The sequence below is a fragment of the Pseudomonas sp. 478 genome, assembly GCF_003254125.1.
Taxonomy (GTDB): Bacteria; Pseudomonadota; Gammaproteobacteria; order Pseudomonadales; family Pseudomonadaceae; genus Aquipseudomonas.
On sequence record NZ_QKZG01000006.1, the window covers coordinates 281,686 to 295,482 of the forward strand.

9 protein-coding genes are annotated in these 13,797 nt (G+C 60.9%); 5 read left to right on the forward strand and 4 right to left on the reverse strand.

The genetic code is table 11. The features are described from left to right. Positions 1 to 67 precede the first annotated feature (67 nt). Complete coding sequence (locus DFS28_RS15070; RefSeq protein ID WP_111450512.1) at positions 68 to 2,596, forward strand: sulfite reductase flavoprotein subunit alpha; 2,529 nt, start codon at positions 68 to 70, stop codon at positions 2,594 to 2,596. A 250-nt stretch (positions 2,597 to 2,846) separates the two neighbouring features. Then, positions 2,847 to 3,212, forward strand: a complete 366-nt coding sequence (locus DFS28_RS15075) for an endonuclease domain-containing protein (RefSeq protein ID WP_111450447.1) — start codon at positions 2,847 to 2,849, stop codon at positions 3,210 to 3,212. Positions 3,213 to 3,395: 183 nt separating this feature from the next. Here DFS28_RS15075 and DFS28_RS15085 read toward each other — a convergent pair whose 3' ends face one another. Continuing rightward, positions 3,396 to 4,937 (reverse strand): alkaline phosphatase, encoded by a 1,542-nt coding sequence (locus DFS28_RS15085; RefSeq protein WP_111450449.1) that lies wholly within the window; start codon positions 4,935 to 4,937, stop codon positions 3,396 to 3,398. A 266-nt stretch (positions 4,938 to 5,203) separates the two neighbouring features. On the opposite strand from DFS28_RS15085, the gene DFS28_RS15090 reads away from it, so the two are divergent. Both DFS28_RS15090 and DFS28_RS15095 read left to right on the forward strand, forming a co-directional pair. Then, positions 5,204 to 6,544: an S-type pyocin domain-containing protein gene (locus DFS28_RS15090; protein ID WP_256596884.1), complete on the forward strand. Its 1,341-nt coding sequence runs from the start codon at positions 5,204 to 5,206 to the stop codon at positions 6,542 to 6,544. After that, positions 6,541 to 6,798 (forward strand): bacteriocin immunity protein, encoded by a 258-nt coding sequence (locus DFS28_RS15095; protein WP_111450450.1) that lies wholly within the window; start codon positions 6,541 to 6,543, stop codon positions 6,796 to 6,798. The genes DFS28_RS15090 and DFS28_RS15095 overlap by 4 nt, the downstream gene beginning before the upstream one ends. A gap of 158 nt (positions 6,799 to 6,956) precedes the next feature. Here DFS28_RS15095 and DFS28_RS15100 read toward each other — a convergent pair whose 3' ends face one another. Genes DFS28_RS15100 through ptsP form a run of 3 tightly spaced genes read right to left on the reverse strand, consistent with a single transcriptional unit; the run spans position 6,957 to position 12,510 of the window. Continuing rightward, positions 6,957 to 8,696: a PTS fructose-like transporter subunit IIB gene (locus DFS28_RS15100; protein WP_111450451.1), complete on the reverse strand. Its 1,740-nt coding sequence runs from the start codon at positions 8,694 to 8,696 to the stop codon at positions 6,957 to 6,959. An 11-nt stretch (positions 8,697 to 8,707) separates the two neighbouring features. Then, positions 8,708 to 9,649 carry a 1-phosphofructokinase gene (gene pfkB / locus DFS28_RS15105; RefSeq protein WP_111450452.1) on the reverse strand — a complete coding sequence of 314 codons (942 nt, stop codon included), beginning with the start codon at positions 9,647 to 9,649 and terminating at the stop codon, positions 8,708 to 8,710. Then, the gene (gene ptsP, locus DFS28_RS15110; RefSeq protein WP_111450453.1) at positions 9,649 to 12,510 is read right to left on the reverse strand and encodes a phosphoenolpyruvate--protein phosphotransferase; all 2,862 of its coding nucleotides are present in this window, start codon (positions 12,508 to 12,510) and stop codon (positions 9,649 to 9,651) included. The genes pfkB and ptsP overlap by 1 nt, the downstream gene beginning before the upstream one ends. A 288-nt stretch (positions 12,511 to 12,798) precedes the next feature. Here ptsP and cra point away from each other — a divergent pair, with 288 nt between their 5' ends. Then, on the forward strand, positions 12,799 to 13,794 hold the full coding sequence (gene cra / locus DFS28_RS15115) for a catabolite repressor/activator (protein WP_111450454.1): 996 nt from the start codon (positions 12,799 to 12,801) through the stop codon (positions 13,792 to 13,794). Positions 13,795 to 13,797 lie beyond the last annotated feature (3 nt).

Genomic DNA, 13,797 nt, shown 5'->3' on the forward strand with positions numbered 1-13,797 from the left:
GTTTCTCGACAACCCACGGCATAATGCGCGCCGTGATCATTATTTTCGAACGAACAAGGCGAGTGACGTGTTGAAGAAAACCCTGTTCCAGTTGCACTGGTTTTTCGGCATCAGCGCCGGACTGGTCCTGGCCCTGATGGGCATCACCGGGGCGACGGTGTCGTTTCAGGATGAAATCCTGCGTGCGCTGAACCCTTCTGTGTTGCAGGTCGAGAAGCAGGTCGCCGGCGTCCTGCCGCCCGCCGAACTGGTGGAAAAAATCGAGGGTGCCTCGGGCAAGAAAGTCTCGATGCTCTGGGTCGAAACCGACAGCGGTAACGCCGCGCGGGTGATCTTTACCCCGCCACCGGGCGAACGACGTGGGCAGATGCGCCACTTCGACCCGTACACCGCCGAGTTCATGGGCGACGCCACTGGCCAGGATTTCTTCGGCCTGATGCTGCAACTGCACCGCTTCCTCGCCATGGGCGATACCGGTCGGCAAATCACCGGCGCGTGCACGCTGATTCTGCTGTTCTTCTGCCTGTCCGGCCTGTACCTGCGCTGGCCGCGTCAGTGGAAAAGCTGGCGTGCCTGGCTAACCCTCGACTGGAAGAAAAAAGGCCGCAGCTTCAACTGGGATCTGCACTCGGTGGCCGGTACCTGGTGCCTGGTGTTTTACCTCCTGGCCGCGTTCACCGGTTTGTCCTGGTCCTATGAGTGGTACAACAAGGGCCTGACCCGATTGCTTTCCGACTCACCGCAGAACGAGCGCGCCCGCAGCGGTCGCGGCCCTGCGCCAAGCGGCCCGGCCCCCACCGCCGATTACGCCGCGATGTGGAGCAGCATCTACAGCGCTGCCGGCCCGGCACTGAGCGCCTACAACATCCGCATGCCGCCCGTGGCCGGACAACCGGCCACCGTGTTCTACCTGTTGAACAGCTCGCCCCACGACCGGGCGCTGAACCAGATCACGCTGGACCCGGCGACCGGTATCGTCGCGCGGCATGATCGCTACAGCGACAAGAGCCTCAAGGCACAACTGCTGACCAGCATTTACGCGCTGCACGTCGGCAGCTATTTCGGAATCATCGGGCGGATCATCCTGACGATCAGCGCGCTGACGATGCCGCTGTTTTTCGTCACTGGCTGGTTGTTGTACCTCGATCGTCGCAGCAAGAAAAAACAGATCAAGGATGCCCGCAAAGGCCTCGCACAACAGGGTAGCGAAGCGCCTGCATGGCTGATCGGTTTCGCCAGCCAGAGCGGCTTTGCCGAGCAACTGGCGTGGCAGACCGCCGGGCAATTACAGGCTGCGGGCCTGCCGGTGAAGGTTCAGCCGCTGGCGGACGTCAGCGAGCAAGACTTGCGAGATTCCAGCAATGCGTTGTTCGTCGTCAGCACCTTCGGCGACGGCGAAGCGCCGGACAGCGCCCGAGGGTTTGAGCGCAAAGTGCTGGGCCGTACGTTGAGCCTGGAAAGCCTGAACTACGCCGTGCTCGGCCTCGGTGATCGGCAGTATCAGCACTTCTGCGGATTCGCTCGACGCTTGCACACGTGGCTCGGCAAGCACGGCGGCAAGACCCTGTTCGCGCCGGTAGAGGTCGACAGCGGCGACCCTTACGCCTTGCGTCACTGGCAGCAGCAACTGGGCCTGCTGACCGGACAGGCACCCGTGGACACCTGGCAAGCGCCAAGCTATGACAACTGGAACCTGACCCGCCGTGAGCTGCTCAATCCTGACAGCAGCGGTTCAGGCGTTTACCTGCTCGGTCTCACCGCCCCCACCACCAGCAGCTGGCTGGCCGGTGATCTGGTGGAAGTATTGCCGCGCAATTGTCCGTGGGCGATCGAACATTTCCTCGATGGCCTGGGCATTGACGGTCGGGCCACGGTTGCGCTCGATGGCCTGTCGCAACCACTGGAGCAAGCCCTCGCCAGTCGACAACTGCCGGAAAACAGAGCTCACCTGGTCGGCCTGCATGCCCAGGCTCTGGTGGACGCGCTGGTGCCCCTGGCCATGCGCGAGTACTCCATCGCCTCGATCGCCGCCGATGGCATCCTCGAACTGATCGTGCGTCAGGAACTGCATCCCGACGGCAGCCTGGGCGTCGGCTCCGGCTGGCTGACCGAACACGCCCCGGTGGGCGGCACCATCAGCCTGCGCGTGCGGCGCAACAGCGGTTTCCACTTGCCGACCGAGCCGGTGCCGATGATCCTTCTGGGCAATGGTACCGGCCTGGCCGGGCTGCGCAGTTTGCTCAAGGCGCGGATCGCCGATGGCCAGCAACGTCATTGGCTGTTGTTCGGCGAACGCAATCGTGAGCATGACTACTTGTGTCGCGATGAGCTTGAGGAGTGGTTGATTTCGGGGGATCTGGAGCGGCTGGACCTGGCGTTCTCGCGGGATCAGGCCGAGAAGATCTACGTGCAGGATCGACTGCGCGAGTCGGCGGGCGAGTTGAAAAAATGGCTGGCCGAGGGTGCGGTCATTTACATCTGCGGCAGCTTGCAAGGGATGGCTTCAGGCGTGGATCACGTGCTCAACGAAATACTCGGAATTGCAGAGGTCGACCGGTTGATCGAGCAAGGTCGGTATCGGCGTGACGTCTACTGAAAGAGCCCCTCACCCTAGCCCTCTCCCCAAGGGGCGAGGGGACTGACCGAGGTGTTCTTAGAGTTACATCGACCTGAAATTCCGAGTCGAACTCTGGCTTTGAAAACGATGAGAATCGGCTCCCTTTCCCCCTCTCCCCCGTGGGGAGAGGGATGGGCGGGCGGCGTTCCGATGAGGGGTGGTTCTACAGGCAAAGGACAAAACCTCAGCTACAGTAAAACCTCCATCCCCCTTCACACGGACGTGAAGCATGCCCACCCGCCCCACTCCCAACCAACGCCAATTCGCCCGCCACCTGCGTACCCACCAAACCGACTGCGAACTGCTGCTCTGGCAAAGACTCCGCGCCCGGCAAATCGCCAATCTGAAATTTCGTCGGCAGTTTCCATGCCCGCCGTACTTCCTGGATTTTTATTGCGTGGAACTGAAGTTGGCCATCGAACTGGACGGTGGTCAGCATTACGAGACGGCGGCAAAAATACATGACCGGCGTCGAACGCTTTACCTTCAGCAGCAAGGTATTGAGGTTGTGCGGTTTAGCAATCTAGAGGTAATTGAGCGGATGAGTGAAGTGCTTGAGCAGATCCTGAGGTTTGCTGTGAATCGAACGTCGTGATTCTGATCTTAAATCCCCCCTCACCCTAACCCTCTCCCAGAGGGAGAGGGGACTGACCGAGGTGTCTCACGTTACACGTCGACCTGAAAAATCGAGTCGAACTCAGGTTTCGAAAACAACACAAATCTGCTCCCTTTCCCCCTCTCCCCTCTGGGGAGAGGGCTGGGGTGAGGGGTGGTTCTATCAGACTGGCTGCAATTTCTGTTCGAAAACAGAAACCCCATCCAGATCCCGCAACACCACACTCATCTCCCCCGTCTGCCCATCAATATTCACCTCACCAAAAAACTGAAACCCGGCAAACGGAGAGGTGTTCTGTGCCGGTGGTGCTTTCTCGAACACCACCTCGGGACCAAAGGTCTTATCCAGCGAATCAGGCCCGAAACTCCCCGCATTCAAAGGCCCGGCGACAAACTCCCAGAACGGTTCGAAATCCTGAAACGCCGCACGGTCCGGGTGGTAATGGTGCGCGGCGCAGTAATGCACATCCGCCGTCAGCCAGACAAAGTTGCGTACCTGCTGCGCTCGCAAGAAACCCAGCAGTTCGGCGATTTCCAGTTCACGGCCCTGAGCCGGTCCCGGGTCGCCGTTGGCCACCGCTTCCCAACGCGTCACGCCGGGGCTGACTTCACCGTCCGGTACGCCGAGGCCGATGGGCATGTCGGCGGCGATGACTTTCCACTGGGCCTTGGAGGCCTTCAACTCAAGTTTGAGCCAGTCCAGTTGTTCGCGGCCAAGGAAAGGTTTAGCGGCGCCCAGGTTGTCATCATTGGCCCCGCGATAGCTGCGCATGTCGAGCACGAACACATCAAGCAATGGCCCATAACCGAGCTTGCGATAAATCCGCCCGCCGCCATCGGCGCTCTGCAACCGCATCGGTGCGTATTCGAGCCAGGCCTGACGCGCGCGACCAACCAGGCTGTGGATATCTTTGCTCTTATAGCGATCATCCAATTGCTTGCCCGGCGACCAGTTGTTGACCACTTCATGGTCGTCCCACTGCCAGATCTGCGGAACCTCGGCGTTGAAGCGGCGGATGTTTTCGTCCATCAGGTTGTAGCGGTAATTGCCGCGATAGTCGTCGAGGGTTTCGGCGACTTTGCTCTTGGCTTCAGAGGTGATGTTGCGCCACACGCGGCCGCTCTCTGTGGTGAGCTGCGCAGGTATCGGACCGTCGGCGTAGATGGTGTCGCCGCTATGGATAAAGAAGTCTGGCAGGCGCAAACGCATGGCTTCGTAGATGCGCATGCCGCCGATGTCCGGATTGATCCCGAAACCCTGACCGGCGGTGTCGCCGCTCCAGACGAAACGGATGTCGCGACCGGTTTGCGGCACGCTGCGCAAGTGGCCGAACCAGGGTTCGCTGGTGACGCCGCTCTGGGCGTCTTCGAAGTGCACGCGGTAGAAAATCGCCTGGTCGGCGGGCAGTCCAGTGAGTTCGACCCGGGCAGTGAAGTCGGTATCGGACACGGCCAATGGCGAGACAAAACGACGGGGGTTGCTAAACAGGCTGCGGGTGTCCCATTCCACCACCATGCGCGCCGGACGATCACATCGGCTCCAGATCATCGCCCGGTCACCCAGTACGTCGCCGGACTGCACGCCATCGGTGAGTTGCGGCCGATCCTTGACCGAGGCAATCACCGCTGGTGCCAGGCCAGGCAACAACAGCCCGGCACCGACGGCTTGTATGACACGACGACGGCCGAGGTCGAATTCGCTCATGGTGTTCTCCCTGAAAAGGAAAACTTAAGCATGCACGTGTGACTCAGACATGACACAAAAATTAACCAACACCGCAAATCCCTTGTGGGAGCGTGGCTTGCCCGCGATGAACGATAACGCGGTCATGCTGACTCGCCACCACAGCCCCCTGCAACACCATGAAATAGGAAATTTCAGCGCCGCTTTTAGGAAACGTCCTAACGCCAATACCCGAGCGCCCTGGATAAGTTCGAGGCTGCTCCGGACACACGCGAAAAAGGACGCCAATGGCACGCGACAAGGACATCCCGCAAGTCTGGGAACACAGCACTGGTGGCGGCGGCTCGGGCATTGGATACCGTTACCTGCGAGACATGACCCCGACTGAGTTAGCCGAGCGTGAGGCGAGGCAAAAGACCTACGACGACATGCTCGCCCGGCAACAGGCTTATGAAGATCGCATCTTCAAAGAAGTCGAACAGAGCAAACAGTTCGCCCCACGAGGCTGCGTATTCGCCAAAAGCTGCAACCTCCCCGACGGCGTCATCAATCACGACAACCCGGCCGGTTTTGTCCCCGTCGAGAAACTGGCTGACTACGGGTTGTGGGCCGTGCTTGGCACCGGCGCAGCAATCACCGCCGAAGGGATTCCCTTGAAACTGGTGGGAGGCTCAGCAACAGGCGGTGCCATTGCCCAACGTCTCGGCGGTTCGCTAGCACTGCGTCTACTAACAGGATCAGCCGTTGTGGCGACTGGTACCGCGGTCGGGACAGTTGCGCTATTAATGCCGAACACCAGCCTTTCACCCGACAGCGCCTTCTACAAAAACGAGCAATACGCGGCGCTGGATGCGGGGCGAACCCGTGTGCGCATCAACGTGAAGACATTGCCGGATGGCTCAGTCAACGCTTACGGCTTTTACACAGGCGGGAAAAAAGACTGGGAGTTTGTCCCGGTCATCAAGGCAAAAAAGGAAGGCGAGCAATTTGTCGCCGATATCGGCAATGGCATCGGCCTGACCTGGACGCCCGCGGCAGATCCTGACGACGCCCCCAAGGTCCCTGCCCTGGAAGGCGCCCCACCGCTGCCGACGATCTGGGTCTACCCACCCACCGAGCAGGCCAACAAGATACTGGTGAACCCGGAGCATCCGCCCGAGTATCAGGATGCAATTATCTGGTTTCCGGCGGATGCCGGGCTTAAGCCGATTTACATCGTGCTCAACGCTCGGTATGAGCCGGGTGGTGTTACGGGGGTGGGTGAGGATGTGGCAGGGATTTGGCTTGCTGGGGCTGGCACCGGGCTAGGCGCCCCCATTCCAACTCGGATTGCTGATGTGCTACGAGGACAAAAATTCAGAGACTTCGACACTTTCAGGGCCGCATTTTGGACTGCCGTTGGAAATGATCCCGAGCTATTCAACCAGTTCAAACCGAATAACAGAAGCAAGCTCTTGAATGGCAAAGCACCATTTGCCCAAAGGCCGGAACACAACGGAGAAAACGCTCGCTACGAAATACATCATATTGAGCACATCAAGAATGGAGGTGCAGTTTATGACGTGGACAATCTCTCAGTAGTTACACCGAAGCGGCACGTCGAAATTCACCGGGAGGACAGGCAATGACCATAAAAAGTAGTGTTTCAGATTACACAGAAGAAGAATTCATTGGGATGCTTCAACGCATCCTGGGGAACGATGAAAGCGAAGAGGAAGAGAACAAGCTTGTGCATCACTTCAACACCATATGTGGGCATCCCGCAGGCTCTGATTTGATCTTCTACCCGGAAGACGATGCTGATGATTCGGCAGAAGGCATCACACGCAAAATCAAGGAATGGCGTGCAGCTCAGGGCTTGCCGGGATTCAAAGAAAAATGAAGCATGACGACGTTATCGGACATGACACAGAAATCTGCCGGTGCAGCAGATCCCTTGTGGCAGCCGAGCTTGCTCGCGATAGCGGTTTAACATTCACCGAAAATGGTGACTGATACACCGTCATCGCGAGCAAGCTCGGCTCCTACAAGGGGTAGGTGTCAGGCGCTGACGGGCTCTATTGCCAGCTCAACGACTTCCGGTCGCTTGACCACCGCATAAACCACCGCCGTCAGCAAACTCCCAGCCACAATCGCCAGCAAATACAGCAGCGCATGGTTGATCGCATTCGGGATCGCCAGCACGAACAACCCGCCGTGCGGCGCCATCAGTTTGCAGCCGAAATACATCGACAACGCACCGGTCAGCGCACCACCGGCAATGCTCGCCGGGATCACCCGCAGCGGGTCTTTCGCGGCAAACGGAATCGCGCCTTCGGAGATGAAGCACAGCCCCAACACCAACGCCGCTTTACCGGCCTCGCGTTCGGTCTGGGCGAACTTGCGCCGCGCAATAATCGTAGCGATGCCCAGGCCAATCGGTGGCACCATGCCGGCCGCCATGGTTGCGGCCATCGGTGCATAACTTTGCGACGCCAGCAGCCCCACCGAGAACGCATACGCGGCTTTGTTGATCGGCCCGCCAAGGTCGACGCACATCATTCCGCCCAGCAATACACCGAGCAGAATCGCGTTGGTGGTGCCCATGCTGTCGAGGAAGTGCGTGAGCCCTTCGAGCATTCCGGCTACCGGTTTGCCGACCACGTAGATCATCACCAGACCGGTGAACAGACTCGCCAGCAACGGGATGATCAGGATCGGTTTGAGCGCCTCAAGACTTTGTGGCAAGCGCGCATAACGGTTGATCGCCTGCGCCGCGTAACCGGCGATGAAACCGGCAATGATCCCGCCGATAAAACCGGCGCCCAAAGTGCTTGCCAACAGACCGCCAATCATCCCCGGCGCCAGGCCCGGACGGTCGGCGATCGAGTAGGCGATGTAACCCGCCAGCAGCGGCACCATCAACTTGAACGCGGTCTCGCCGCCGATCTGCATCAGCGCCGCCGCAAGCGTGCCCGGTTCCTTGAACGCGGTGATGCCAAACACGAACGACAAGGCGATCATCAGACCACCCGCCACCACCATCGGCAGCATGAACGACACGCCGGTCAGCAGGTGTTTGTAGACGCCGGTTTTCTCTTGCTTGGCCGGGCCTTTCGCACCGCTCGAAGCAGTTTCCTGCGTGCCTTCGGCCAACGCTTTGTTCAGCGTCGCTTCGGCTTGTTTGAGGGCGATGCCGGTGCCGCAACGGTAAATCTTCTTGCCGGCAAAACGCTCGGTAGCGACTTCGATATCGCAGGCCAGCAGCACCACGTCCGCATCGGCAATCGCCTCTGCACTCAACGGGTTGCGCGCACCGACCGAGCCCTGGGTTTCCACTTGCAGGTCGTAGCCCAGACGCTTGGCCGCTTGCTGCAAGGCTTCAGCGGCCATGAAGGTGTGAGCGACGCCGGTCGGACACGCGGTAATCGCGACCAGACGCGGAGCGTTTTTCACGAGCGCGGCAGGCTCGGTCACGGCTTCGGGGGCGACGTAAACCTGAGCCTCTTCAGCACCGCGACGCAGCACCGCTTCAACATCTTGCAGGGCTTGCGCCGGGGTACTCTGGAACACCCGCTTGCCGACGAATCGCGACATATCCACCGGCGCGCTGGTCACCAGCAATACCCACTCGGCCGCCTCGATCGTGGCCGCCGACAATTGGCGTTCAGGGTGCGCGGCATCGTTGACTTCGACACTGGTGCTCCAGCCTTGACGCTGGGCCGCCGCGTCGAGCAAACGGGCGCACAGCACACTGGTGACCATGCCGTTCGGGCAGGCCGTAACAATGGCTAACTTCATGACAAACCCTCTTATTGTTCTGTCAGGGGGCGCACGCGCACGCCCTGTTCGAGCCGCGCCAACTGCGTGGCGTCGCCAATACCGAAATCGATCTGGGTGACCGCCATCGCGGCAATCGCCGTGGCGGTGCGCAGGGTCTGTTCAGGCGTGTCGGCGCTGAGTAGACCGTGGAGCATGCCGGCCAGTAACGAATCGCCTGCGCCCACGGTGCTGACGACACTGACCTTGGGCGGCGTGGCATGCATCGCCGAGCCGACACTGAACCAGTTCACGCCATCGGCGCCGTCGGAGATCACCACGTGCTCGATGCCTTGAGCATGCAAGCGGCTCGCGGCTTCCGCCTGTGCCGCGACCGAAACCATCTCGCAGCCCATCACGTCGGCCAGCTCTTCGGTGTTCGGCTTTATCAACCACGGACCGGCATTGAGCGCGGCCCGCAAGGCTTCGCCACTGCTGTCCAGCGCCACGTTCAAACCGAGATTTTTCAAGCGCACAATCAACGCCTGCAACCACTGCGCACTGATGCCTTGAGGCAGGCTGCCGGCAACGACGACCGCGTCATGACCGGGCGCTATTTGATCAAGTCGATCAAGCAACGCCTGCTGCGCGGCTTCACTGACCAAGGGGCCGGGACCGTTGATGTCGGTGATGCGCCCATCGCTTTCCGCCAGTTTGATATTGCTGCGCGTCTCCCCCGGTACACGGATGAACGCGTCGACAAAGCCGCGTTTGGCGAACAGGGTTTCGAACGCTTGAAGGTTATCCTCCCCGAGGAAACCGCTGACCGTGAGCTGATGCCCAAGGTCCGCCAGCACTTGTGCCACGTTCACGCCTTTACCGGCGGCATGCGTGTGCATCTCGTCGCTACGGTTGACTTGGCCGGGGGTAAGTAGCGGCAACTGGACGGTGAGGTCCAGCGCCGGGTTGAGGGTCAGGGTCAGGATCTTGGCCATTACAGGGCCTCCACTAGTGCGCGCACTTCATTGGCGCTGCCCACGGCCAGGGCCTGTTGGGCAAGGATTTGGGTCTGGGCCAGGCTGAGTTCGCGAACCCGCGCCTTGACCTCGGCAATGCTGCGACCCGACACGCTGAGCTCGTCCACACCCAGACCGACCAGCACCGGCACCGCCAGCGGATCGGCCGCCAACTCGCCGCATACGCCGACCCACTTGCCGTGGGCATGCGCCGCGCGCACGGTGATGTCGATCAATTGCAGCACTGCCGGGTGCAAACCGTCAGCCTGGGCCGACAAGGTTGGATGACCACGGTCGATGGCCAGGGTGTATTGGGTCAGGTCATTGGTGCCGACACTGAAGAAGTCGACCTCTTTGGCCAGCACCGGCGCCAGCAATGCAGCCGACGGCACTTCAATCATGATCCCCAATTGCAGGTCGGCAACCGGAATTTCCAGACGCAGACGTTCGGTCATGTCCCGGGCCTGGCGCCATTCGTCGACGCTGCCGACCATGGGGAACATGATCCGCAGTGGACGGTTGTCCGCCGCACGGAGCAACGCGCGCAATTGCGCTTCCATGATGTGCGGACGTTGCAGGGTCAGGCGAATACCACGCACGCCGAGGAATGGGTTTTCTTCTTTGGCGATCGGCCAATAGGGCAGCGGTTTGTCACCGCCAACGTCGAGGGTGCGCACCACCAGCGGCCGACCGGCCAGGCCATCAAGGACGCGACGGTATTCGACTTCCTGAGTCGCCTCGTCCGGCGCTTGCGAGTGGGCCATGAAAATCAGTTCGGTGCGCAGCAGGCCAATGCCTTCGGCGCCCTGCTCCACCGCGCTGGTCACGCCCGCGCTTTCGCCGATGTTGGCGAACACTTCGACTGCATGACCGTCAGTGGTCAGTGCCGGTTGATGGCGTTGTTCGGCGGCGGCTTTCAAACGCTGCTCGCGGGTATCGCGCTCTTCGGTGGCACGCTGCAAGGTCGCCGCGTCGGCGTCCACGTGCAGGCGACCGCGTTGGCCATCAATCAGCAACGGCGTACCCGGTGCCAGCAGCAACACGGCCGGGCCGGCGCCGACCAGCGCCGGAATACCGAGGGCCCGGGCGACAATCGCACTGTGCGCGGTGGCGCCACCACGGGCGGTGAGGATGCCGGCGACGCGCGCCGGATCAAGGCGGGCGACATCGGATGGACCGACTTCATCCATCACCAGAATGTACGGTTGCTCAGGCTCGCTCGGGGTTTCGACGCCACTCAACTGCGCCAATACCCGACGGCCGATATCGCGCAAATCGGCGGCACGCTCGGCGAGCAAGGCGTCCTGCAGCGATTCCTGTTGTTTGGCCGCCGCTTCAATCACCGCCATCCACGCCGCTTCGGCGCTTTCGCCCTGTTTGAGACGGGTATCGACTTCATCGGTCAATTCCGGGTCGTCGAGCATTTCCTGGTGGGTGATGAAAATCTCGCGAATGGCCTTGGACTTGCTGCGTTCGATCAGGCCTTCGATGTCGCGACGCACGTCCGCCAACGCCTGTTGGAGACGCTCGCGCTCGATCGCGGCAGACTCGCCGCGCAGCGGGTAATCAATGGTTTGCAGCACTTGAATGTGCGCCGGGCCGATGGCGATGCCCGGTGCGGCAGCGATGGCCTGAACCAGACTGCCGGAGGCTGGCGCGAGGATTACCTCGGCCACATCGGCGATCACTTCGCGCTGCTGACTCACGGCTGGCAGCGGCTCGACTTCTTCACCGAGGCCTTCTTCGATGGCGGCCAGCAAGGCTGGCAGGGCATCGGCGGCGATGCTCGGTTCGGCGACAAATTCCAGCACCTGACCGCGACGGGCGCCGAGGCTGAGCAGTTTGCTCAAGCTCTTCACCGACACCGCGCTGTCCTGGCCATCGACGATGCGTACGCGGATTTCACCTTCAAAACTTTTAGCCAGTTGCGCGAGGATTTTCGCCGGACGCGCGTGCAAGCCGTGGGCGTTGGCCAGCGCGATGCGAGCGCTCGGCCAATCGGCTGGCAGCTCACCGCCCAGGACTTCGAGAACCTTACGGCTGCTGGTGGCGCGGCCCAATTCGTGGCCGCGACCTTCGATCAGCAACGCACAAAGGCGTTCGAGCAAGGCCTGATGGGCCTCACCGAGGCTGGCCAGGCAGAACAGACCGCTGAGCGGCTGGCCGAGGTAACGCATGGGTTTGTCCGGCGTAACGAAGGCCAGGCCCGGACGCTTGACCGTTTGCTCGCTGTGCAACCACCACAGGCCATCGCCCAGGGGCAGCGCGTCGACCTGCTGCAACACGGCAGAGAAACCGTTGCTCACACAATCGGCCTGACGCAGCAAACGCGCACCGCGCCAGACCAGCTCTTCGAAGTCATCGGCGGACACACCGAGGCCGATCATCTGGGCATCCAGCGCCAGTTCTTGCGGCGCGCCTTGCAGCAGTTTCAACAAGGCTTCGGCGGAACTGGCGCGGCGCAGCGCCTGGCCCAGGTCGGTTTCGCCGAGGGCACGGGTCAGCAATTGCAGCAAGCGCAGGTGTTCGTCGGATTTGGCCGCAATACCGATCGCCAGGTAGACGATCTGACCGTCGCCCCAGTCCACGCCTTCGGGGAACTGCATCAGTCGCACGCCGGTGGAAAACACCAGATCGCGGGTTTCCGGCGTACCGTGGGGGATGGCAATACCTTGACCGAGAAAGGTCGAGCCCTGGGCTTCGCGCGCCTGCAATCCGGCGAGATAACCCTCGGCCACCAGGCCATCGGTGACCAGATGCTGCGCCAGCAGGTGCAACGCTGCGGACTTATCCACAGCCGATTGCCCCATGGATATCTGCTCTATGGTGAGCTCGAGCATGCTTTCTCCTTTTTGGCGTCTTGTGACGCCAGGTATTGTTTTGAATGATTCAGCTTAGGCCCTTAGTCATCACTTTTGGCGGTTTCGCGGCAGAACCGGCAAAGGAGCCCATAACGTAGAAAATACGCTTGCTGAAACGTTTAATCTAGAATGATTGGCACGTTACTCGATAATGTCTCATCCTTGAAGTCCAATTGTCGGATGCGTCGCGACGATGGTCGTCTGCCTTAATCGGGTAGGATTGGCGAAAATGTCGAGGCAAGCTCGAAAAAACAAGGAAAAACCGGGTTGAAACTCAGTGATATCGCCCAGTTGGCCGGTGTGTCCGTTACCACCGCCAGCTACGTCATCAATGGCAAGGCAGAACAACAACGTATCAGCAGTGCCACCGTCGAGCGCGTGCGCGCGGTCGTCGAACAACATGGCTTTACGCCCAATCCCCAAGCTGCCGGGCTGCGCAGTCGGCACACCCGCACCTTGGGTTTCATTCTGCCGGACCTGGAAAACCCCAGTTACGCGCGCATCGCCAAACTGCTGGAACAAGGCGCCCGGGCTCGCGGCTATCAGCTGCTGATCGCCAGTTCCGATGATGCGCCGGACAGCGAACGGCAATTGCTGAAACTGTTCCGAGCCCGGCGCTGCGATGCATTGATCGTTGCCAGTTGCCTGCCGGCCGGCGATGACAGCTACCGCCAATTGCAGGCCAAGGGCATTCCGATCATCGCGATCGACCGGGTCATGGAGCCTGAACATTTCTGTTCGGTGATCAGTGATGACCGCGAGGCCAGCCTGCAACTGACCCGCAGTCTACTGGACCCGCTGCCCAAACAGATCGCACTGATCGGCGCACGCCCTGAATTGAGCATCAGCCAGGAGCGGGCGGGCGGTTTCAAAGACGCGTTGGACGGGTTCAAAGGCGAGGTACTGATCGAACACGGCGAGTCGTTCAGCCGTGAATGCGGCAAACAGTTGATGGAAGAACTGCTACAGCGTCTGGGCCATTTGCCGGATGCGCTGCTGACCACGTCCTACGTGCTGCTTCAGGGCGTATTCGATGCCTTGCACGACTTCCCGCTCAAAACCCGCCCGCTGCGCCTCGGTACCTTCGGCGACACGCAGCTGCTGGATTTCCTGCCGCTGCCGGTCAACGCCATGGCCCAGCAGCATCAGCTCATCGCCGACAAAGCGCTGGAACTGGCCCTCGCCGCCATTGAGCAATCGGATTACCGACCCGGCGTGCAGGCCATCGCGCGGACCTTCAAGCAGCGTATTCGCCAGGACTGAACC

Excerpts from the sequence above, each read along its gene's own strand:
- DFS28_RS15075 (WP_111450447.1), top strand. The coding sequence starts at position 2,847 with ATGCCCACCCGCCCCACTCCCAACCAACGCCAATTCGCCCGCCACCTG.
- DFS28_RS15085 (WP_111450449.1), bottom strand. The coding sequence starts at position 4,937 with ATGAGCGAATTCGACCTCGGCCGTCGTCGTGTCATACAAGCCGTCGGT.
- DFS28_RS15090 (WP_256596884.1), top strand. The coding sequence starts at position 5,204 with ATGGCACGCGACAAGGACATCCCGCAAGTCTGGGAACACAGCACTGGT.
- DFS28_RS15095 (WP_111450450.1), top strand. The coding sequence starts at position 6,541 with ATGACCATAAAAAGTAGTGTTTCAGATTACACAGAAGAAGAATTCATT.
- DFS28_RS15100 (WP_111450451.1), bottom strand. The coding sequence starts at position 8,696 with ATGAAGTTAGCCATTGTTACGGCCTGCCCGAACGGCATGGTCACCAGT.
- pfkB (WP_111450452.1), bottom strand. The coding sequence starts at position 9,649 with ATGGCCAAGATCCTGACCCTGACCCTCAACCCGGCGCTGGACCTCACC.
- ptsP (WP_111450453.1), bottom strand. The coding sequence starts at position 12,510 with ATGCTCGAGCTCACCATAGAGCAGATATCCATGGGGCAATCGGCTGTG.